The sequence below is a fragment of the Caballeronia hypogeia genome (genome assembly GCF_001544875.2).
GTDB classification, from domain to species: domain Bacteria; phylum Pseudomonadota; class Gammaproteobacteria; order Burkholderiales; family Burkholderiaceae; genus Caballeronia; species Caballeronia hypogeia.
This window is the reverse complement of record NZ_FCOA02000005.1, coordinates 229,079-251,220: the sequence shown is the minus strand read 5'-3', so window position 1 is coordinate 251,220 and position 22,142 is coordinate 229,079. Positions and strand designations below refer to the sequence as shown.

Annotated in this window: 21 protein-coding genes; 13 read left to right on the top strand and 8 right to left on the bottom strand. The window is 62.5% G+C overall.

Annotated features, from left to right (window positions below; all coding sequences use genetic code 11):
- The first annotated feature begins 13 nt into the window (after positions 1-13).
- Positions 14-937, top strand: coding sequence for a LysR family transcriptional regulator (locus AWB79_RS11675; protein ID WP_061167562.1), 924 nt, complete (start codon positions 14-16; stop codon positions 935-937).
- A gap of 52 nt (positions 938-989) precedes the next feature.
- Here AWB79_RS11675 and AWB79_RS11670 read toward each other — a convergent pair whose 3' ends face one another.
- From AWB79_RS11670 to AWB79_RS11650, 5 genes are all read right to left on the bottom strand, one after another.
- Entirely contained in the window at positions 990-2,303 is a 1,314-nt protein-coding gene (locus AWB79_RS11670) for an MFS transporter (protein ID WP_061167561.1), read from the bottom strand.
- Between the two features lie 159 nt (positions 2,304-2,462).
- Entirely contained in the window at positions 2,463-3,209 is a 747-nt protein-coding gene (locus tag AWB79_RS11665; RefSeq protein WP_061167560.1) for an SDR family NAD(P)-dependent oxidoreductase, read from the bottom strand.
- A gap of 4 nt (positions 3,210-3,213) precedes the next feature.
- Entirely contained in the window at positions 3,214-3,534 is a 321-nt protein-coding gene (locus AWB79_RS11660) for a cupin domain-containing protein (protein WP_332459662.1), read from the bottom strand.
- 141 nt (positions 3,535-3,675) lie between these two features.
- A complete protein-coding gene (locus AWB79_RS11655) occupies positions 3,676-5,016 on the bottom strand; it encodes an ArsB/NhaD family transporter (protein WP_061167559.1) in 1,341 nt (446 codons plus the stop codon).
- A 14-nt stretch (positions 5,017-5,030) separates the two neighbouring features.
- A complete protein-coding gene (locus tag AWB79_RS11650; protein WP_061167558.1) occupies positions 5,031-6,068 on the bottom strand; it encodes an amino acid ABC transporter substrate-binding protein in 1,038 nt (345 codons plus the stop codon).
- 340 nt (positions 6,069-6,408) lie between these two features.
- Here AWB79_RS11650 and AWB79_RS11645 point away from each other — a divergent pair, with 340 nt between their 5' ends.
- On the top strand, positions 6,409-8,199 hold the full coding sequence (locus tag AWB79_RS11645; protein WP_061167557.1) for an acyl-CoA dehydrogenase C-terminal domain-containing protein: 1,791 nt from the start codon (positions 6,409-6,411) through the stop codon (positions 8,197-8,199).
- 180 nt (positions 8,200-8,379) lie between these two features.
- A complete protein-coding gene (locus tag AWB79_RS11635) occupies positions 8,380-8,997 on the top strand; it encodes a lipid-binding SYLF domain-containing protein (protein ID WP_198399008.1) in 618 nt (205 codons plus the stop codon).
- Between the two features lie 64 nt (positions 8,998-9,061).
- On the opposite strand, the gene AWB79_RS11630 is transcribed toward AWB79_RS11635, so the two are convergent.
- The 3 genes from AWB79_RS11630 to AWB79_RS11620 form a co-directional block, all read right to left on the bottom strand.
- Positions 9,062-9,415, bottom strand: coding sequence for a BON domain-containing protein (locus tag AWB79_RS11630; RefSeq protein WP_061167556.1), 354 nt, complete (start codon positions 9,413-9,415; stop codon positions 9,062-9,064).
- Between the two features lie 43 nt (positions 9,416-9,458).
- Positions 9,459-10,607, bottom strand: a complete 1,149-nt coding sequence (locus AWB79_RS11625) for a porin (RefSeq protein ID WP_061167555.1) — start codon at positions 10,605-10,607, stop codon at positions 9,459-9,461.
- 284 nt (positions 10,608-10,891) lie between these two features.
- A complete protein-coding gene (locus AWB79_RS11620; protein WP_061167554.1) occupies positions 10,892-11,836 on the bottom strand; it encodes a hypothetical protein in 945 nt (314 codons plus the stop codon).
- Positions 11,837-12,028: 192 nt separating this feature from the next.
- Here AWB79_RS11620 and AWB79_RS11615 point away from each other — a divergent pair, with 192 nt between their 5' ends.
- The 10 genes from AWB79_RS11615 to AWB79_RS39445 all read left to right on the top strand — a co-directional run bounded on the left by AWB79_RS11615 (position 12,029) and on the right by AWB79_RS39445 (position 21,811).
- Positions 12,029-13,084, top strand: a complete 1,056-nt coding sequence (locus tag AWB79_RS11615; RefSeq protein WP_061167553.1) for a beta-keto acid cleavage family enzyme — start codon at positions 12,029-12,031, stop codon at positions 13,082-13,084.
- 114 nt (positions 13,085-13,198) lie between these two features.
- Positions 13,199-14,521: an MFS transporter gene (locus tag AWB79_RS11610; RefSeq protein ID WP_061167552.1), complete on the top strand. Its 1,323-nt coding sequence runs from the start codon at positions 13,199-13,201 to the stop codon at positions 14,519-14,521.
- Between the two features lie 38 nt (positions 14,522-14,559).
- The gene (locus AWB79_RS11605; protein ID WP_061167551.1) at positions 14,560-15,120 is read left to right on the top strand and encodes an RBBP9/YdeN family alpha/beta hydrolase; all 561 of its coding nucleotides are present in this window, start codon (positions 14,560-14,562) and stop codon (positions 15,118-15,120) included.
- On the top strand, positions 15,107-15,817 hold the full coding sequence (locus tag AWB79_RS11600; RefSeq protein WP_063963477.1) for a DsbA family oxidoreductase: 711 nt from the start codon (positions 15,107-15,109) through the stop codon (positions 15,815-15,817). The genes AWB79_RS11605 and AWB79_RS11600 overlap by 14 nt, the downstream gene beginning before the upstream one ends.
- Positions 15,818-15,828: 11 nt before the next feature.
- A complete protein-coding gene (locus tag AWB79_RS11595) occupies positions 15,829-16,185 on the top strand; it encodes a Rieske (2Fe-2S) protein (RefSeq protein WP_061167550.1) in 357 nt (118 codons plus the stop codon).
- Positions 16,186-16,448: 263 nt separating this feature from the next.
- Positions 16,449-16,736, top strand: a complete 288-nt coding sequence (locus tag AWB79_RS11590; RefSeq protein ID WP_061167549.1) for a hypothetical protein — start codon at positions 16,449-16,451, stop codon at positions 16,734-16,736.
- A gap of 550 nt (positions 16,737-17,286) precedes the next feature.
- Complete coding sequence (locus tag AWB79_RS11585) at positions 17,287-18,210, top strand: MraY family glycosyltransferase (protein ID WP_232470881.1); 924 nt, start codon at positions 17,287-17,289, stop codon at positions 18,208-18,210.
- A 156-nt stretch (positions 18,211-18,366) separates the two neighbouring features.
- The gene (locus AWB79_RS11580; protein ID WP_157695753.1) at positions 18,367-20,022 is read left to right on the top strand and encodes a DUF8728 domain-containing protein; all 1,656 of its coding nucleotides are present in this window, start codon (positions 18,367-18,369) and stop codon (positions 20,020-20,022) included.
- Positions 20,023-20,334: 312 nt separating this feature from the next.
- Positions 20,335-21,189, top strand: coding sequence for a 3-deoxy-8-phosphooctulonate synthase (kdsA, locus tag AWB79_RS11575; RefSeq protein ID WP_061167546.1), 855 nt, complete (start codon positions 20,335-20,337; stop codon positions 21,187-21,189).
- Between the two features lie 280 nt (positions 21,190-21,469).
- Positions 21,470-21,811 (top strand): hypothetical protein, encoded by a 342-nt coding sequence (locus AWB79_RS39445; RefSeq protein ID WP_157695752.1) that lies wholly within the window; start codon positions 21,470-21,472, stop codon positions 21,809-21,811.
- The last annotated feature ends 331 nt before the right edge of the window (positions 21,812-22,142 follow it).

Sequence of the window (22,142 nt, the reverse complement as noted above, 5' to 3'; positions counted from 1 at the left end):
ACGACGACAAGAAATGATTGCGCCCGCTTCGACTATCCGGAAACGACTCCGCCTGCGCCATCTGCAACTCATGCTCGCTCTCTCCGAAACCGAATCGCTGCGCAGCGCCGCCGATGAACTCGCGATGACCCAGCCGGCGGCCACCAAGGCGCTCAAGGAGCTGGAAGACACCATCGGCGTATCGCTGTTCGTGCGGCATGCGCGCGGCATGGAGCCGACTGTCTACGGCGAGGCGGTCATGCGCTATGCGCGCGTGATGTTCGAGGACCTGGACGAACTCCGCGAGGAGCTCGCCGCGATCGAGGCGGGCGATATCGGCAAGGTGCGTATCGGCGCGGTCATGGCGCCCGCGCCGGACCTGCTGACACATGTGATCGTGCAATTGAAGGAGGCGCATCCGCGCTTGCAGATCAGCGTGCAGATCGATACCAGCGACGTGCTCGTGCAGGCCTTGCAGCAGGATCAGCTCGATGTCGTGGTCGGACGCATACCGTATGGCTTTCCCGCGCTGGACCTGAGCTTCGAGACCTTGTCGGAGGAGGCGCTTTCCATCGTCGCGCGGCCGGATCATCCGGCGCTATCGATCGCGGGCCGGCCGAAACTCGCGGAGATCGCGAAGTTCGCGTGGATCATGCAGCCGGCTCCCAGCCCGATGCGCGAGGTCATCGACCAGACTTTCAGGGAGTCGCGCGTGGCGCCGCCCGCGAGCACCGTGGAGACTTCGTCGATTCTCACGACGCTCTCGCTGTTGCGGGATTCGGACATGCTGGCGGTGCTGCCATCGTCCGTGGCGGATTACTATGCGGCGCTCGGCACGATTGCGTCGCTCTCCACGTCCTTGCGTGGCCGGCTCGCGCCTTATGGGCTCATTCTGCGCAAGAACCGGCGCATCAGTCCGGCGACGCAACTGGTGATCGAGGCGATTCGCGCCGCCTGAAAACGAAGAGGCCGCCTTCTTTCACGAAGGCGGCCTCGTTCGTTCATCCGCTTCAGTCGCGCTGCTCGGCGAGCTCCAAGCCCTGTCCGACCGAAGCCGGTTCTTGCTGCACGTCGCGATCCAGCTTGATATCTGGACGCATGAAGAACGTCATCACGATACCCAGCGCCAGCAAACCCAGCGATCCGGCGAACGGCAGCGTCCAGTTCCCCGTGCGATCGACGATGAAGCCGAAGGCGATCGGCGAGAAGATGCCCGCCACAGCGGAACCGGCGTTCACGAGTCCGCTCGCGATGCCCACGTGCTTCGGCGTGATGTCCATCGGCACGGCCCAGATCGGCCCGATCGTCATCTCGAGGAAGAAGAACGACAGGCTCAGCGACGCGGCCATGACGGGCAGCGAGTGCACGATCATCACCGGGGCGAGAAACACCAGCGCGCCCAGAAACGCGATGATGATCATGTTGCGGCGCGCGGCGACCACGTCGCCCGTGCGCTTGAGAATGCGATCCGACAGCACGCCGCCCGCCGTGTTGCCCACCACGCCCGAAAGAAACACGCCCGCCGAGAACAGCGCCGAGCTCTTGAGATCGAGGCCGCGTCCGTGCATGAAGAACGTGGGCAGCCACGTGAAGAACAGCCAGCCGGTCCAGCCGTAGCAGAAGTAGACCATCATGGTCGGACCGATGCGCCGGATGAGGCGGCCCCACGGCGTCGGCTCGCGCGTCTTCTTTGCCGAGGCCGTCGTTTCAGGCGGCAATTCGGCCACTTCCTCCGCCGTGATATGCGGATGCTTGCGCGGGTCGTCCCTGAAGTACCAGGCGTAAAACACGAGCCAGACGGCGGTGAGCGCGCCGACCAGCAGGAACGACGCGCGCCACGAAGCAACCGCCACGAGGATCGCGATCAGCGGCGGCGTGAGGGCGTTGCCGAGACGCGAAAACGAATGCGTGAGCCCTTGCACGAAGCCGCGCTTGCTCGCCGGATACCAGTTGACGAGCGCGCGCGCCTGCGCGGGCAATGCGGCGCCTTCGCCGATGCCGAGCAGCATGCGCGCGCAGAACAGCGACGCCACGCCGCCCGCGAAGCCGGTCGCGACCGTCGCGATGATCCAGATCGTCGCGCACAGCACGAGCGTGGTCTTCGCGCCGACGCGATCGCTGAACCATCCGCCGATCACCTGGCAGATCGCATACGTGTAGGCGAAGGCGCCGAACACGAAGCCGACATCGGTATTGGAAAGATGCAGGTCGTCGCGAATCAGTCCCGCGGCGGCGGAAAGATTGACGCGATCGAGGTACATGATGAACGACATCGCGCACATGAGCGCGAGAACCGACCGGGTAACTCTTGGGCGATGCGGCATGGCTTGTGTCTCCTCCTTTTTTGCGCGTGAGCGCGCTCTTGTCGAGGGCGGACCGGGAACCCGAGTCCGTCGCTGCAGAGTCTGGAGAAAACCGTGATAGCCGTCTATTGAAATTCGCTTATGGCGCGATTCCCTGAGGTTATCGCTCGCAGGGAATGTTCAAAAAGGACTGATGCCCGACATGCCGCCGTCGACCGCTAGATCGGCGCCGGTCATGTAGCGCGACGCCTCCGAGGCAAGAAACAGAATCGCCGTCGCGATCTCGACCGGATCGGCTGGCCGCTTCATCGGAATGACCCTGGCCCATTCGAGCAGTTGCGCCTCCGACATGCCCAATGAATCGAAGATTGGCGTATTCGCGACGCCCGGGGAAATGCTGTTGACGCGGATATCGAGATCGACGAACTCGGCCGCGAAGCTCTTTGCGAGCGAAACGACCGCCGCCTTCGACGCACAGTACGCGGAGAAATGCTTCGTCCCCTGACTGGCGGCGAGCGAAGCCACCAGAACGATCGATGCAGGTCTTGCGAGAAACGGCAGCGCCTCGCGCACCGTTGCGTATACCCCGCCTACGTTGATCGCGAGCACCTCGGAGAATTGTTCGAGCGGCGTATCGCGCACCGGCGTTTGCCGGGAAATCCCGGCGTTGGCGACCACGACATCGACGTTGCACTGAAAATGGCCGACCGCGGTCTCATACAGTCGATGCATGTCCGCGGCGCTCGACGCATCGGCGATCACGGGCAATGCATTGGCGCCGAGCTTCTGTGCGGCATGTTCGAGCTTTTCGGCATTGCGCCCGCTGATCACCACGCGCGCGCCCTCGGACGTGAATCGTTCCGCGGCGGCGAAGCCTATGCCACTGCTCCCGCCGGTCACGACCGCCAGCTTGTCCATCAGTAGCATGGCCTCACCTCTGCACGTTGAGGACCAGAGCGCGGCCTGCACGGATCGCGCGTGTCTGGTGTCCGGTGCCCTGCATATCTCCCGCAAGGAACATCGAGCCCGCCGCGAAACGCTGGACCGCATTCGTCCCTTGCACGGAGATTTCGAGTTCGCCTTCGAGCACGACCACGTACTGCCGCGATGGCGGGTTATGCCAGCCGAGGCAATAGCTGTCATCGAACTCATGCACGAGCACGCTTTCGCATGGTTGCGGCAACGAGAGCGACACCGCGACCCCGTTGAACAACACTTCAGCCACTTCGAACACGCTTATGGTTCTGAACAAAGAGTGTCCTTCCGGGCCCGCATAAATCTCCGTGCATTCCATGGCTTCTCCTCGCAATGCGCAGACGAAATCCCGCGCGAACCGGCCGCCGCGCATCACTCGAATTTAGACGACATGGAGACAAATACAACGCGGATATCGTCAATGAAGCATGCGCCCCAGCGCGAGGACATAAAGCGCCGTCACCAGCAACTGGCACACCGTGAACGGCAGGCCATAGCGCAGGAACCGGCCGAAGCTGACCGGCGCGCCTTCCTGCGAGCAGATGCCCGCGGCGACGATATTGGCCGCCGAACCGACCAGCGTCGCGTTGCCGCCCAGCGTCGCGCCGTACATCATGCCGATGAACACGGGGATCACCGCGTCGGGCCACTGCGTGAACTGGTCCGACAACGCCGCCTCCGGAACGAACTCGGCGGTGACGAGATAGCCCTTGACCATCACGATGGATGCAGCCGCGACCGGCACGTTGGCGAGCAGCGACGACAGAAGGCCGATGCCGCAGATCATCGCGAGCGCGACGAGCGTGAGACGCGTGCCGAACACCTCGTAAAGCTTGAGCGACATCACCTGCAGGAGGCCCGTCTTCGCCATGCCCTGCACGAGACAGAAAATGCACGCGAGAAACAGCAGCGTCTTCCAGTCGACATCGCGCAGCACGCGATCGGTCGGCTCGACCTTGAACGCGTATGCGACGAGCAAGGCGAGCGCGCTGGCGATCACCGCGACGACGGGCGGCACGATGCGCGTCGGCAGCTCCTCGCCGAGCACGAAGAGGACCATCATCAGCGCGAGCACGACGATGGCGAGCCCGGCATACACAGGGCGCTTGAGCTTCACGCTGGGGCCGCGCGGCGGCAAAGGCTTCGCGCTGCGCCAGATGTCGCGCATCAGCACCGGCAGGAGCGGAATGATCACGGCGATCGCCAGCACGCCGCCGAGACTCGCACGCCGCAGATACTCCCCGAAGCTCATGCCGATCGAGCTGCCCACGAGAAACGTCGCCGGGTCGCCCACGAGCGTCAGCAGGCCGGCGGCGTTGCTGAGCACGGCGGTGAGGATCATCGGCGGCACGATGTCGATGTCGAGCGCGCGCGCGACGCGAATGATGATCGGCGCGAGCAGGACCACGGTCGTCGCATTGGGAAGCAGCGCGCATAGCGGCGCCACGATCAGGATCAGCAGAAGCAGGAAACGCTTGCCGCTGCCGCCCGTGGCCCTGAGATAGTAGTCGCCGACGAGATCGAACAGACCGGTGGTCGAGAGAATCCGCGCGACGACCATGCCGCCGAACAGCAGGCTGATCGGCCCCGCCGAGGTTCGCGCGGTGGCGATCAGGTCCTGTTCGTCGAGGATGCGCAGCGCGATCAGCACGCTCGCGCCGACGAGCGCGGCCACGGCCATGTCGATCAGATCGAAGGCGATCACGAGGATCACCACGGCGAACACGCCGACCACGAGATAGATTTGCCAGTCGCTCATGATGGGTCCGCGCGCTATTGCATCGGCGGCGCGTACATCAGGCCGCCGCGCGTATAGAGATCGTTGAGCCCGCGCTCCATTCCGAGCGGACTTGCCGCGCCGAGATTGCGCCCGAACATTTCGCCGTAGTTGCCCGCGCTCGAAAGCGCCCGCAGCGTCCAGCCGGGCTCGATGCCGAGCGTCGCGGAAACAGCCGCGTCCGGCACGAGCGCGCGCGTCACGACCGGATCGCGAACCTGTTCCGCCTGGTTTGCGCGCGTCACGCCGAGCTCTTCGGCGGTGATCAGCGTATAGAGCACCCAGCGCACGATGACGAGCCAGGCGGTGTCGTCGTCGCGCACGGCCGGGGCCTGCGGCTGCTTCGAGATGCGCTCGGGCAGGATCGCGAGCGTAGCCGCGCCGTCGGGCGCACGGTGGCGCAATGCGGCGAGCAGGGACGCGTCAGCCGTCGACGCGCTGCATCGGCCGGACAGGAACGCCTGCTCCAGCTCCGCCACCGATGCGACCACGACCGGCTTCAGATCAAGCGCGTTCGCCTTCGAGTAACCGATCAGGTTGTCCTGGCTGGAGGTCTCGCGTTGAACGCAGACCGTCGCGCCCTTGAGCGCCGACAGCGCGCGCACGCCGCTTTTGGCGGGCACCATGAAGGCCTGCGCGTCGTAGAAGAGCACGCCCGCGAACTGCACGCCGAGCGTGCCTTCGCGAAGCAGCGTCCAGGTGGTGTTGCGCGCGAGCAGATCGATGCGGCCCGTCCTGAGCGCGGGAAAGCGCGCCGATGCCCTGAGCGGAACGAAAGCGACCTTCTCCGGATCGCCGAGCGTCGCGGCGGCCACCGCGCGGCAGAAATCGGCGTCGATGCCGGACCAGCGCCCGGATGCGTCCTGCTGCGAAAAACCGGCGATGCCCTCACTGACTCCGCAGCGCAGAACGCCTCTAGCCTTGACGTGCGCGAGCGTTTCCGAGCCAGCCGGAAGAACGGCCATAGGCCATGTCAGCAAGGCAAGGAGAACAGCGCCGACGACCGCGATGAAGCACCCCGTTGGCTTTTTCATCGTCTTTTGGTTTTTCCTGTTCTTGGTCCGGTCCGCGTGACGCGTGCCCTTCTGAGTTGTAGATGAAACTGAAGCCAGTTCAAGAGGACTTTGCGCACTGTGTGTTGCGCCGCCCATCGCGCCGCGCGCCGGATTTCAGCCGATTCGTCCATGACGAAAGTCGCAAGCGAAGGCGCCCCCCTCCCGCTGCGGGAGGCGCGTGCCGGATCGCTCCGCCCTACGATGCGACTCGGGCGCACTTTCATTGCAGCAAGCCCCCTTACATCGAGTTCGATCACCGGTGGCCTCTTCGACATCCCGGCTGCAGTCGCGCTCGGACACATTCATCCGGAGAGTCAAATTGAGTTACACCGCACCGCTGAAAGACATGTTGTTCGTGATCGACGAACTCGCCGACGTGGCGGGCATTTCGACGCTGCCGGGCTGCGAGGACGCCACGCTCGAAACGGCGCAGGCCGTGCTGGACGAAGCCGCGAAATTCAACGGCCAGGTTCTGGCGCCGCTCAACGTCGAGGGCGACAAGCGCCCGAGCGAGTGGCGCGAGGGCGTTGTCACCACGACGCCCGGTTTCAAGGAAGCCTTCCGCCAGTACGGCGAAGGCGGCTGGCAAGGCGTGGTGCATCCGGTCGAATTCGGCGGGCAAGGCTTGCCGAAGCTGATCGCGACGCCGTGCATCGAGATGCTGAACGCCGCGAACATGTCCTTCGCGCTTTGCCCGCTCCTCACCGACGGCGCGATCGAAGCGCTGCTCACGGCCGGTTCCGACGAACTCAAGCAACGTTATCTGCCCAGGCTCATTTCGGGCGAATGGACCGGCACCATGAACCTGACGGAGCCGCAGGCCGGTTCCGATCTCGCGCTCGTGCGCACGCGCGCCGAAGCGCAGGGCGACGGCACCTACAAGGTGTTCGGCACGAAGATCTTCATCACCTACGGCGAGCACGACATGGCGGAGAACATCGTCCATCTGGTGCTGGCCCGCACGCCGGGCGCGCCCGATGGCGTCAAGGGCATCTCGCTCTTTCTCGTGCCGAAGTTCCTCGTGAACGAAGACGGCTCCCTGGGCGCGCGTAACGACGTGCATTGCGTGTCGATCGAGCACAAGCTGGGCATCAAGGCGAGCCCGACCGCCGTGCTGCAATACGGCGATCATGGCGGCGCGATCGGCTATCTGATCGGCGAGGAGAATCGCGGCGTCGAGTACATGTTCATCATGATGAATGCCGCGCGATTCGCAGTGGGCGTGCAGGGCATCGCGGTCTCCGATCGCGCCTATCAGCAGGCCGCCGCCTATGCGAAGGATCGCGTGCAGAGCCGGCCGGTCGACGGTTCCGAGAAACAGTCCGTCGCCATCATTCATCATCCGGATGTGCGACGCATGCTCGCGACGATGCGCGCCCTGACCGAGGGCGCCCGCGCACTCGCTTACGTCGCGGCGGCTCATTCGGACATCGCGCATCATGCAGCGGACGCCGGCATGCGCGCGAAACACGCGGCCATCTACGAGTTCCTCGTGCCGATCGTGAAGGGCTGGAGCACGGAGATGTCGATCGACGTCACGAGCCTCGGCGTGCAGGTGCACGGGGGCATGGGCTTCATCGAAGAAACGGGCGCGGCCCAGCACTTTCGCGATGCCCGCATCCTCACGATCTACGAAGGCACGACCGCGATTCAGGCCAACGACCTGATCGGCCGCAAGACGCTTCGCGACGGCGGCGCGACGGCCCGCGCGATCCTCGCGCAGATCGACGAAACGCTCGCCGCGCTCGAGCGGCATGACGGCGCGGCATTCGACGCGATGCATCGACGGCTCCAGGCCGGGCGCGCCGCGCTCGCGAACACCGTCGAGTTCATGTTGCACAACGCCAAGGAAGACCCGAAAGCCGTCTTCGCAGGCAGTGTCGCGTACCTGAAGCTCGCGGGCATCGTGCTGTCGGGCTGGCAGATGGCGCGCGCTCTGATCGTCGCGCACACGAAACGCGCCGACGATCCCGCGTTCTACGGCGCGAAGATCGCGACCGCGCACTTCTACGCCGATCATCTACTGCCGCAGGCCGTCGCGCTGGAAGCGTCGATCGTCAGCGCGAAGAGCGATCAGGGCATGCTCGCGCTCGCCGAAGATCAGTTCTAAGCCGGTGCGTTGATCGTCGGATGGAAGCCGCGCGCGGATGGTGTCCGCGCGCGGCTTCATGCCGTCGCCATCGCCTGATCGGTTGCCGAGTTCAGGCGGGTTTTCCACGAAGCGTACGCCGCTCGCAACGCTTCGTGGAAAATTGCGCGTTTACTGCCTATATTCCAGATCGATGCGCCGTTGACTTCCCTCGACACGCTGTCTCTGCGAAGCTGCTTCGCAAAGGAGCCGATCATGAATCGTCGGACGGTGGTAATGACTCTGACCGCTGCGCTCGCATTGCCGCGCATCGCTTTCGGCGCGAGCAAGAAGGAAGAGCAGGCGGAGGTGCAAGCCGCCGCCCGGAGCGCGCTCGACGCGCTGTTCAAGGCGCAACCGTCCGCACGCAAGGCGGTGCAGTCGGCGGCGGGCTACGCCGCGTTCAGCAACTTTGGCATGAAGATTCTGCTGGCCGGCAGCGGCACGGGCAAGGGCGTCGCCGTCAATAACAAGACGAAGGCAGTGACCTACATGAAGATGGCTGAAATTCAGGCTGGCCTGGGCTTCGGCGTCAAGAAGTTCCGGCAGGTCTGGGTATTCGAGAACGCCAGCGGACTGAACGATTTCATCGCGTCCGGATGGACCTTTGGCGGACAGGCAACGGCGGCGGCCAAGGCAAATGAAAAAGGCAGTTCCTACGAAGGGGCGATAGCGGTGGGACCGGGAGTCTGGCTATATCAACTCACCGACAAAGGCCTGGCAGTGGAGCTCACGGCGAAAGGAACCAAGTACTACAAGGACGATGACCTCAACGGATGAGGCAGCGCAATCGACCAGATCCGCTTTGCGCGGCATCTGGTCGATGCGATGGTTGCAGTTGCCGTTACTGGCTGAAGGCCCGCTTCACGGTGAGTTTGTTCTGCACCGAAACGACCCCGGGAACGCCTTTGGCGAGCGTGGCGGCCTTGTCGATCTGATCGGCGCGGTCGACGGTGCCCGTGAGCGTCACGGCGCCGTTCTTCGCGCTCACGCCGACATCGCCGGCATCGATCGACTTGTCCTTCGCAAACGCGGCATAGACGGCCCGGCGCAGGGTGCGGTTCGACTGCGCTGGCGCGGCCGAAGCCGATGCGCCGCCCGAGGCCGCGCTCGCGGCGCCCGACTGGGACCAGCTATATCCGCATGCCAGAACGAGCAGCGCCCCGCATGCCAGCTTGAGTGTATTTTTTGCGTTCATTCGTAATTCCTGTCGTTGTGGTCCGCGCGCATTGCGCGCCCCGTCAGAAGTTGTGCCGCACGCCGATCATCGCGGCGGTCGTCGATTCGCCCGGCGCGACCGGCTGCCCGTACACGATGGTCTGGTTCATGGTGCCGTTGTTGCTGACGTGACCAACCTGCGCATACGCCGTCGTGCGCTTGGAGAAGCCGTACTCCGCTCCCACCGCGAACTCGCTCGAATGGTTGTTCGAGTTGTTGTTGTCCTTCAGGTAATAGAAGCCGGAAGTCACCTTCAGAGCGGGGGTGAATCGATAGCCGAGACCAGCTGAATACATATCGATATCGGCACGGCTGCTGTTCGCCGGATTCTTGCCGTGGCCGTAGGATCCTGACACGGAGAAACCATAAAACGTGTACTGGGCGCCGACGTAGAGAAATCGGTTGTTGTCCTGGCCGGTGGCCGGGATCGCGGGCGTGGCGGGATACGTCGCGGGAAACGGATTCGCGTCGTGGCCGTTGTAGTAAGCCGCGGCCAGGTTCAGCCCGTAGTTCGAATATTTGAGCACCGCCGACTCGCGCGTGCCGCCTTGAAAATGTCCTGGGACGCCGCCCGGCGCATATTCCAGCGCGACCGATGCGCCATAGAACTTGGGCGACTCGTACACCAGCGCGTTGCTGTCGTACAGCGCGCCGATCGAGCCGTTTGTGCTCGTGCCGGGCCAGCCCCCCGCCTGGTTCATGCCGAGCCATGCGGTCAGGATGCTGCCGAAGTATTGCGCGCCGCGCACGTCGGTGTCGTACATCGCCCAGATCATCGGCACGATCTGACGGCCCGCGTCGAACTTGCCGAACGGACCCGAGACGCCGACCGTCGCGTACTGGTTGAATGCCGCGGTGACGCCCGGCGTGTCGGAGAGGCCGGCTTTGCCGGTGCCGCTGTCGAAGGCACTTTGCAGCTTGAAGTTGATCTTATATCCGCCGCCGATATCCTCGCTGCCCTTGATGCCCCAGCCGCTCGAATAAATGCCGCCGTCCTTGAATCGGTACACCTTCCCGAGATTGGGCGCATTGGGCGCGAAAGAAGCCGCCGCGGTGCTCTGATAAAGGAACCCCGAATCGACGACACCATAAAGCGTCACCGAGGATTGTGCGTGCGCGGCGACGGAAGTCATACCGATCAGTGCCGCGGCGCTGGTTGCTTTTAGTTTCATTAGCTATCCATATCTTTGAAATTGCATTCATGCATTCGATTCGGGAATCTTCTGCGATATGCAAAACGTCTCCCTCGAACGGCCCGTTTGTCTCCCCTGCTCCAGCGTGGGACACCGCGCAGAGACGCGACGACCACGCGATGCGTCGGCCGGTGGCGGGCACACGCTGTCGTCAGAGGAAGCGGGCACGGGCACACGGCGCATCACCAATGCAAGACTACATAAACGTTACGAGCCGAACCCCTCTCGCGGCGGGAGGGTGAGGGTTGATACGGAGAGCGATGTCATTGCGCGGTCTGCTGGCGCTTGTATTCGTTGTGTTTCATTGTCAGATACTCGTCCCGGTCGACTTCGTGCAACTGGCGCGGAAACTTCTCGGTGGCGTCGAACCAGGTGTCGAGGCGCTGATCGAGGCGCTTCGCGGGCGGGCTCGACAGCGCCTGCAAATAAGAGTCGATCGCAAGGTAGTAGCGCATCGTATTGCGCTCCACGAGTCCGCGGACTCCGCCGATGTACTCCGGCTGCCCGCCCGATGCGTCTTTCGCCATGGTGAAGCCCACCTTGTCGCTGCCGATGGTCCCGAGATACGTCTTCATCGCGATGCGCCCCGCCATGCCGTATCCATACGAATAGGTCAGATGCAGAAAGGTGCGTGCGGGCCCGATCGGCGTGGCCTCCAGCACGATGCGGTAATTCTTGGTGCTCATCGGTCCCGTGTCGGCGTCGAGGTCGACCTGAAAGTACGTCGCGCTGGTTGCGACTGATTTGTAATTGAATTCCACGCGATAAGTGGAGGAAAGCTTTTCTTCGACCTTTCTGCCCACGTTCACGATGAGCTGGGTGCCGCCGCCACTCGTCGACGGACGGCAATACTTGGTGTTCAGGTGCAGGATCAGCACGTCGCACCAGTTGGCGGGGCCCTGCGCCGGATCGTTGAGCGCGCCGTTGACCGTGGCGAACGGATAGTCGACCACGGCATAGACGTCGCCCTTGAGCGAGGAACCGGTTTCCGCCGACTCCAGGTACAGCTCGCGGTGAAACGCGTTGTGGCTGAGCTGCTGCGCCAGGCTTTGGTACTTGGCGTGCAGGCGCGCTGCGTCGCTGCCTCCCGCATCCGCGGGTTCCTGGCAGTAGGCGTCGGCGCACACGGCGGATAGCGCGAGAACCGTCAGAAGCAGCGCCAGCGCGCGTCCGGTCACCGCTGCGGTCATATCGGCAAGCCTGTTCATCTGGTCACCTCCAATTCATCTGATATTTAACCCTGCACCCCTCTCACCAAGAGAGGGGCGCGCGCACCGCCTGAGCAATAGGATACGTATCAACCAAGGGCAAACGACAAATCATCGAGCGAGCCCTTCGACGATCACGACGCGTGCCTGAACCGCGAACCGATCAGTGCCCTTTCCTCACCGGAGCCTCTCATGCAATTCCTCGACGATTCGCTGCACCCCGAGAACCAGGACAAAGTCGTTATCACCGTTGCGCCCTACGGGCCCGAATGGATGCCGGAAGATTTCCCGGAAGACATTCCGGTAACGATGGAACAACAAATCCAGAAGGCCGTCGACTGCTACAACGCCGGCGCGACGGTCCTGCACCTGCATGTGCGCGAACTCGACGGCAAGGGTTCCAAGCGCCTGTCGAAGTTCAACGAGCTGATCGCAGGCGTTCGCAAAGCCGTTCCCGACATGATCATCCAGGTCGGCGGCTCGATCTCGTTCGCGCCGGAAGACGACGGCCAGGCGGCCAAGTGGCTCTCCGACGACACCCGTCACATGCTCGCCGATCTCGATCCGAAGCCGGACCAGGTCACCGTCGCGATCAACACGACGCAGATGAACATCATGGAGTTGCTCTATCCCGAGTATCTGGCGGGCACCTCGCTGTCCAATCCGGCGTTCATGGCGGCCTACAGCGAAATGACGGTTCCCGCCGGCCCCGCATGGGTCGAGGAGCATCTGCGCCGTCTGCAGGCGTCGGGCATTCAGCCGCACTTCCAGCTGACCGGCATTCATGCACTCGAAACCCTTGAGCGCATGGTGCGCAAGGGCGTGTACAAGGGACCGCTCAACCTGACGTGGATCGGCATCGGCGGCGGCTTCGACGGCCCGAACCCGTTCAACTTCTTCAACTTCGTTCACCGTGCTCCGGACGGCTGCACGCTCACGGCCGAGTCGCTCCTGAAGAACGTGCTGCCGTTCAACATGATGGCGATGTCGATGGGTCTGCATCCGCGCTGCGGCATCGAGGACACGATCATCGACCAGCACGGCAACCGCTTCACCTCGGTGCAGCAGATCGAGCAGTGCGTGCGCGTGGCGCGCGAACTGGGACGCGAGATCGCCAGCGGCAAGGAAGCGCGCGAGATCTACCGTATCGGCGTGCAGTACGAAACCGCGGACGAGACGCTTGCCGCCAACGGCATGGCGCCGAACCGCAACGCCGGCGTGAAGAACCTGCCCTTGCGCGCCGCCTGACCGGCCGCATGAACTGACTGGCCCGACTCGCCTCGCGCAAACCACAAGAATAGACGAACGATCATTCGTTCACGCAAGGCGAGCCATTGACGAGATTCATGAAGGAGACATTTCATGCTCATGCAGCATGCCGAGCCCGCTACGGGCGAAGTTTCTAAAACAAAAGGCGACGTGCGCGCCTATGCCTGGGTCGTGTTCGCGCTGACAGTCGGGCTGCTGCTCTCCGACTACATGTCGCGGCAGGTATTGAATGCAGTATTTCCGTTGCTCAAGCTGACCTGGGGACTCTCCGACACGCAACTGGGTTCGCTCAGCAGCGTGGTCGCGCTCATGGTCGGCGTGCTCACCTTCCCGCTCTCGGTACTCGCCGATCGCTGGGGCCGCGTGAAGAGCATCATCCTGATGGCCGCGATGTGGAGTCTCGCGACACTCGGCTGCGCGATCTCGACCAACTACGGCGAGATGCTGCTCGCGCGCGCTTTCGTCGGCATCGGCGAGGCGGCTTACGGCAGCGTCGGCATCGCGGTAGTGCTCAGCATTTTTCCGGCACGTCTGCGCGCGACGCTCACGGCGGCCTTCATGGCGGGCGGCGCGTTCGGCTCGGTCATGGGCATGGCGATCGGCGGCGCCGTTGCCGCGCAACTCGGCTGGCGCTCGGCGTTCGGCGCGATGGCGGCGCTCGGCATCGTGCTGGTGATCGTGTATCGCACGGTCGTCACCGAAAAGCGGCTCGCACCGCTGCAGCCTTCGAGCGATAGCGCAAAGACGGCGAGCCTCGGCATGCGCATGAGCTTCCGCGCGCTGATGAAGGGCCTCTTTTCGACACGATCGATCGTATGCGCCTACGTGGGCAGCGGCTTCCATCTGCTGGTGCCCGCCGCGCTGTGGGCATGGCTGCCGAGTTTTCTGAACCGCTACTACGGCATGGCTCCGGGCAAGGCCGCAGTCGGCGCCGCGGTGTTCGTGCTGGTGACGGGTCTTGGCATGGTGGTGTGCGGCAGTCTGACCGACCGTATCAGCAGAAACGCGCGCGACAGGAAGTGGCTCACCGCGATTGTCTTTTGCCTCGCCTGCTTCACGTTTCTCCTGCTTGCCTTCCGCATGCCGGCTGGACCCTTGCAGCTCGCGCTGATCGGCGCCGGCATGTTTTTCAGCGCAGGCGCAACCGGACCTTCGGGCGCCATGGTCGCGAACCTCACGCCGCCGTCCATCCACGCTTCCGCTTTCGCCACGCTGACGCTCGCCAACAACCTGCTGGGTCTCGCACCTGCCGCGATCCTCACGGGCATCGTCGCCGACAGGATCGGGCTGCTGGGCGCGCTGCAACTGGTGCCTTTCGCGCCGCTTCTCGCCGCGATCGTGTTCGCCATCGGCAAGCGCCACTATACAAGCGACCTGGACCGCGTGGCCGCCCTGCGCGAAGAGGCCTCGCGCTGATCTGACGCCGCTACCTGATCACCCAAAGAACGATTGTCATGACTTTCGATAAGACACCCACCATACTCATCGTCCCGGGTTTGCGCGACCATGTCGCCGAGCATTGGCAGACTCTGTTGCAGCAGAAACTGCCCAACGCGGCCTCGGTGCCGCCGCTCGAACACGACAAGCTCAGTTGCGCCGCTCGCGTCGCCGCGCTCGACGCAGCCCTCGCGAAAATCGATGGTCCGGTGATTCTCGTCGCGCACAGCGCGGGCGTCATGATCACCGTTCAATGGGCGCGGCAGCACGATCGCAAGATTCAGGGTGCGCTGCTGGCCGCGCCCGTCGATCTCGAAACACCGCTGCCGGAAGGCTATCCGACCTTCGACGCGCTCGCAGACAACGGCTGGCATCCGATTCCTCGCAAGCCCCTGCCGTTCCCGAGCATCGTCGGCGCGAGCCGCAACGATCCGCTGGCGAGCTTCGAGCGCGTTCAGCAGATGGCGCAGGACTGGGGCAGCGGTCTCGTCGATCTCGGCGAAGTGGGCCACCTGAATCCCGCCGCGGGCTACGGTGAATGGCCGATGGCGGAGGCGCTGATCCGTGGACTCATCTGAACTCCGCTATGTCGAGGCGACGGGCCGCGAAATCGGCGAGCGCCGCACCATGACGATCGAAGTCTTCTTCGATTTCATTTGCCCGTGGTGCCTGATCGGCAAGCGCAATCTGGAGGCGGCCATCACGCGCTTCGCCAGCTTGCGGCCGGACGTTCGACTCAAAGTCCTATGGCGCTCCCATCAGTTGCTTCCCTATACGCCGCTCGAAGGCATGCCCTACCAGGCGTTCTATCTCGACCGTCTGGGCAGTCATGAGGCCGTGGCGGCAAGACGTGAGCAGGTCCGACGCGCAGGAATCGACGCCGGAATCGTCTTCGCGTTCGAGCGGATAGAAGTGATGCCCAATACGGCCGCCGCGCACGACCTCGTGGCCTATGCGGCCCGCCGCGGCGACGAGGCCCGGCGCGACCGGCTGATCGAACGCATGTTCGACGCCTACTTCATGGAGGGCTTGAACATCGGCGACCGGAAGGTACTGGAGCGACTCGGGCTCGAGTGCGGCCTCGAGCATGAAGGCCTCGTGAATCATCTGGCGGAATCGAAGCGCATGTCGGATCCGGCGGGGCGCGCGGCGCCTTACATTGAAGAGGGCGTGAGCGGCGTTCCGCATTTCGTGTTCGATACTCGCTACACGCTGTCCGGCGCCCATTCTCCCGGCGCGATCTTCGAAGCCATGATGCTCACGGCTCGCCACTAAAGGAACGCTGCATGTCACGCCGCATACCAGTCGGAACCGTCGACGAACTCTTACCCGGCCAGCGCAAGCTCGTCTTCGTCGATGGCCGCAGCATCGTGCTTTTCAACATCGAAGGCACTATTCATGCGATCGACAACTCGTGTCCTCACAACGGCGCGTCGCTCGCCAGCGGGCAACTCGACGGCTGCATGCTGCGCTGTCCGGCGCACGGCCTGCGCTTCGACCTGAGGACGGGACGCATGCCCGGGCCGGGGGGACTGGCCGTCGGAACCTTCCTCGTGCATACGTCCGACGGAAAACTCGAGTTGAGTATCGACGAGTCTTCGACAGCCCTCTCGTCCGCTCCTGCATGCAAAGCGACGACGTAAATCACGTTCTGTGCGCCGCGCTCGATCCCCAAACATCATTTCGAATTCCTAAAAGGCGATTCGCCTTGAATTGGGCAACGCCAACGGTTATGCTGGCTTGAATTCTCTGTGCGGTTGCACACAGAGAACAAGTCGGCGCGGACAATCAGCGCCATCATTGTCGAGCCAATGGTTCATTCAACGGAACCACGACGCAATCTGCCTTTCGATATCCCCAATCGCTTGCGAAGCACATAATCGCCGACTCCTCTGCCCGCACCACTATGAGCAGGGATGGCGCAGTCGAATCCAAGGAAATCGACAGACGATTTTCGTCTGTCCAGGACGGCACCAATCAAACCGAGGAACTCGCCATGGATCACGCTCGACTTCCGACGATTGCAGAAGCAGTGCCTTGCGACTACATCTTTGTCATCGACTATCACCTGGCGGGCATTGCCGCTCACATCATCAAGGACGAACGTTCGGAGGCCGACGCATGGCGCCGACTCACGATCGACTACGACCTGCGAGGCGTTCGCTCGATCGCAGTCGAAGCGCAGCCTGTCTAGGCCAGGCGCGCCGCCAGGAGCATTGCAAGGAAGGCGCTTCAGCGTTTTTTTAAAGCAATTGCTATATAAATCAGACGATCATACGGAGCATGACTCGATGCGAGTCTTCGACTCCTTATGGAAAAAGTTCTGGAATGCCGACGTTTAGTTTATTAGGATACCGGTCCGGACGTCGTTTCCCTGGCCTCATTCTCCATATTAGTGAACATCTATTAGATTTTGGCTTTCTCGCGTCTCTCAACGATTGCAATGGCGCGATCGGGTTGTGATCACGTATTCACGCACCGCTCGTCCTGCTGTCGCAAGCTCCCGGAGAAGCAAGATGATTCATATCGCTGTGGGCTTCACATCCACGTTTCTCGTGACGTGGCTAGTGGTCCGGTACGCGGGGACCTATGCACGCTTTTCTCTAGACCTGGATCTTCATGCCGTACAGAAGATGCATCAAAGTGTGGTTCCCCGTGTAGGTGGTCTCGCAATCTTCTGCGGCACCGCCATCACTTTCGCTACGTCCGCCGTCCTTCATACATCGCCGACATACAAAGCATTCTTGTTATTGGGTTGCGCCACGCCCGCTTTCATCGGCGGACTGGCTGAAGATCTCACCAAGCGCGTGACGCCGCGCATGCGTCTGTTGTGCGCGCTCGGCGCGGCGCTCGCCGGCTGCTTCGTGATGGGCGCAGTGATCGATCGCGTGGATCTGCCGGCCGTCGACTTCGCGCTCGCGTTCCTGCCGGTCGGAGTGCTGTTCACGATGATCGCGGTGGCCGGGGTCACCAACGCGATGAACATCATCGACGGGCTCAACGGTCTCGCTTCGGTCGTCGCCATTCTGATCTTCGCCTCGATCGGCTACGTCGCGGTCAGCGTGAACGACTGGCTCGTCGCGAGCGTGGCCTTCGCGATGATCGGGGCGATCGGCGGCTTCGTCGTGTGGAACTATCCTTCGGGGCTCGTGTTCCTGGGCGATGGCGGTGCGTACTTCATCGGCTTCATGATGGCCGAGCTCGTGGTGCTGCTGATCGCGCGTCATCCGAATGTCAGCGCGTTCTATGCGGTCGTCGCGCTGTACCCGGCCTTCGAGACGCTGTTCTCGATCTATCGCCGCCGCTTCGTGCGCGGCCGCGCCGTCGATGCGCCCGATGCGTTGCATCTGCATACGCTCATCTACAAGCGCATCGCGCGCAAGGGCATTTCATTCAATGACGAGCAGCACGCGACGCGGCGCAACTCGATCAGCTCGGTCTATCTGTGGCTGCTGAGCCTCATCACGATCGTGCCCGCGACGTTCTTCTGGAACTCGCCGTACGTGCTCGCGTTATCGGCAATAGCGTCCATGAGCGTCTATCTGTGGATCTATTCGGCTGTCGTCAGATTCAGGACGCCGAGCTGGATGCTATTGCCCGTCTCTACGCTCAGCCAGATTTCACGCTCCAGAACGCAAGCTTCAACGGAACCGGACCGGCTTCATTGACCCCACGGGCGTGATTCGAAGAGAAGTTGTCCGATGCCTTCAATGCTTGGCGCCCTAACCGACGAAGACGGGCTATCTGACACGCTGAAAGGAAAGAGCTGCTTCTGAACATCACGATGAAGGACAACGCGAACCGCAGCACTTTCACGAGAAGCCATGCAAAATCTTAATAGCACCCCCGTCCGCGCGGTTGTACGGGCTGAAGATCTGGCCATTTTCATTCCGGTTGCGTCCTTCGTTATCGCCGTGGCGTTAATCGTCTGGCCGGTGTTGAAGAATAATGGCTTCCCACTCGATGATTCGTGGATCCATCAGGTGGTCGGCCAACATGCGGCTGAGTTCGGCATTCCCGGATTCATGCCCGGCGTTGCTTCCTCTGGCTCGTCGAGCGCGATCTGGCCGTGGATTATCGCGATCAACTATCTGGCGTTTCCGTCGCTCAGCCATCCGCTTTACCTGTTGATCCTTAATTCGCTGTTCATGGCGCTGATCCTTGTCGTCCTGTATCGGACTGCACAGCGCGACAAGCTGCCGACGCTCGAGTGCGTCGCGCTGGCGTCGCTGCCGGTGTTGTACGGGAACTTCGTCTGGCTGATCGCGACGGGCATGGAGCATTTGCTGCTCATCGCCTGCCTCTTCCTCGCCGCGCATTTTCTGTTCTCGGACCGCACCCTTGCGGGCGTGCCGCACACGGTAATGTGCGGGCTGTGTTTCGCGGTCGCGGTCGCGACCCGTCCGGAAGCGGTGGCGCTCCTGCCGGTATTCATGGTCGGAGGGTACCTCGCCACGAGGCGCTGGCGGCCGCTGATCGGCATTGTCGTGCCTTGTGTCGTGGCAGTTATATTCGTCATGCTGAATAACTATCTGACCTCTCGCTCGTTCCTTCCGGTCACGGTGAGCGGCAGGAAGTGGCTGTACTTTCATGGCGAGGCGCCGCTCAGGCCGGCCATCGTCCTGGGCTTTATCCGTTCGGCCCTGCTCCAGATCACGGGAAGCTTTGTTGATTTCAAGTCAGGCAAGCTCCTCGCCGTGTTCCGCCTCGGGTTGTCGATAGTCTTTACGCTGCTGGCGGTGTTTGGCGTAAGGCGTTTGCTACGGGTTCGCGCGTATCACACGCTGTTCCTGATTGTGCTGGCGGTCACTTACCTCGGCGTGTATTTCTTCCTCTTTCCGGCGATCGGCACCGGCATGCGGTATCAGGCGATGGTGCTGCTGTTCGTGTTCCCGTTGATGGCGTTCGGTCTGCTCGAAATTGGCCGAACCATCTCAGTGCGCAAGAAGTGGCCTGCGGGATCGGAAAAACATTACAGCTTCCTGGCCATTCTGGCTCTGTTCGCGCTGGCGTCGGGCACGTTGCGCGAGTGGTCGACGATCACCGACGAAGGCATTCAGCACATCAACGGTACTCATGTCCGGATGGGCAAGTGGCTGGACGCGAATGTGCCGAATGACCAGGTGGTGGCGGCGTTCGACATCGGCGGAATCGGCTTCTATAGCGGCAAAAAGATCGCCGATCTCGGCGGCCTGGTGGATCCGGCGTTCATTCCTTATCTGTTTGCGGGACGCACCGCCGACTATCTGAAAGAAAAAGGTATCCACTGGGTGGTGATGCCGACGAATGCGCCTGAGCCCGGGTCCGCGAGCGACGAATGCCGCGACTTCGTGCAGTTGCTGAATCTGTGCGATCGCCGCGGTTTCACGAAGACCGAAGTGAAGGCGTTCTACTCGCCTCATGACCTCTGGGAAGACGGGTGGAACGCGACCGGGCATGCGTTCGAAGGGCAAACCCTGTACAAGATCGACTGGCAGTGAACGCTGGTGGCACGCAAGCGGGCACGCTGACGCTTCCGGACGACAGGTCTCCGCCTCGAGCGCGACCGGGCAGTTGCATGCCACGAACGAGGCGGCGGCGAACCGGCTCGAGAGCGGCGCTCGAGCGGTATCGTCAGTCGTCGTCGTTCGACGCACCAGATTGCGACGGAGCTGAACCCCAGGCAAGCGGGCCGACCGGTTACCCCTCGATGCCATCCGCGATAAAATCGACGATCGAGTTCGTTTTCGAATCGTTTCGATGCCCGCGTGCATCGCAGACGTCAAACCCAAGTCTTGCTCAATCGCACTCCCATGACCGCGCCCACCATCAAGATCCAAGACCGCATCGTCGTTGGCAACGACCAGCCTTTCGTGCTGTTCGGCGGCCTCAACGTGCTGGAATCCCTCGACCTCGCCCTGCAAGCCTGCGCTGAATTCGTGCGGGTGACGTCCCGCCTGAACATTCCTTACGTGTTCAAGGCGAGCTTCGACAAGGCGAATCGCTCCTCGATCCACTCTTATCGCGGCCCCGGTCTCGAAGAAGGCCTGCGCATCTTCGAGAAGGTCAAGAGCGAGTTCGGCGTGCCTGTCATCACCGACGTGCACGAGCCCTGGCAGGCCGAGTCGGTCGCGCAAGTCGTGGACGTGCTGCAGTTGCCCGCCTTCCTGGCGCGTCAGACCGACCTTGTCGTGGCGCTCGCGAAAACCGGCAAGACCATCAACATCAAGAAGCCACAATTCCTGAGCCCGTCGCAGATGCGGCACATCGTCGAGAAGTTTCGCGAGGCAGGCAACGATCAGCTCATTCTGTGCGACCGGGGCGCGTGCTTCGGTTACGACAACCTCGTGGTCGACATGCTGGGCTTCGGCGTGATGAAACGCACCTGCGACGACGCCCCGATCATTTTCGATGTCACGCACGCGCTCCAGCAGCGCGAACAGGGCAGCGCGGCATCGGGCGGCCGTCGCGTGCAAAGCGCGGAGCTCGCACGCGCGGGCATGGCGCTCGGTCTCGCGGGACTGTTTCTCGAAGCGCATCCCGACCCTGACCGCGCCCTGTGCGATGGCCCGAGCGCGCTGCCGCTCGCGCAGATCGAGCCGTATCTGGCACAAGTCAAGGCGATCGATGAGCTCGTCAAATCGCTTCCGCCGCTGGTGATCGGCTGAGATGAGGTAAAGGCTCCCGCAGGCAGCGGGGGCCGACACTTGCACCGCTGGAAACGGCGTGCCTCGTTCACAATGTCCGCTCGAACTTCGCGGCGATTGCTTTCAACGCCCCGCGAATAACGCTTCACAGCCGCGTGGTACTTCAATCCGCCCGCGCAGGCACGTCCGATCGCGGTGTTTCCGATCTTCAGCCGAAATTATCCGTGCCTTGGCGAAAACGGCTGCAACTACGGATAACAAATTCACACCCTCGTAGACTTGCTTCACGATCTTATGGTTATTGGCCGCGCAATTGCCGCCGTCTGACTTCGGCACGCAGTTCGGACTATCGCTGGTCGTCCTTCCGGCATTCACAAACCCGGATTTCGCGCTCGATACGTCCAGTGAAAAGCACGTTCGGCAGCATTTTGCCCAGCGCATCGGCCCACCCGGCGATAACTGCGCCTCGCATCTCCATGTTGATGCTAAAGGCGGCGATCTCGACCAGCACCTGCGCCTGATCGAACGACTCCAGCACCCGGCGGATAGCTTTGCGTCGTCGCGCACGCGCACGCACGCAAACGTTAGCGAACGTGATGCATTGATTAAAACAATAACCAATGCCGATCAAGACCTCCGATAACACTCGCACGTGCGCCGCACAGCAACCTGAACGAATAATTTGACGGTCGCGATCCCGCATCGGGCATTAGCTCGTGAAAAAATTCCTTCGCAACTTGACAAGCTTTAAATCTTATGAAGCGCGCGGGAAATGCACTCCACCGAAGCCTCCGCGCAGCTAAAACTAGCGCAGTTTTTACCACAGCGGCTCAAAACAATGACTAACAATTAAGCATATCGTTACTTTCAGGAATGTTTTCGAGATAGAATCGCCGCTCGCTTTTGTGTCTGACGGCTGGCAGACACATATACCGTCATTGCAGCCTCAGTCAACCGTCGTGCCCTTTGCGTTT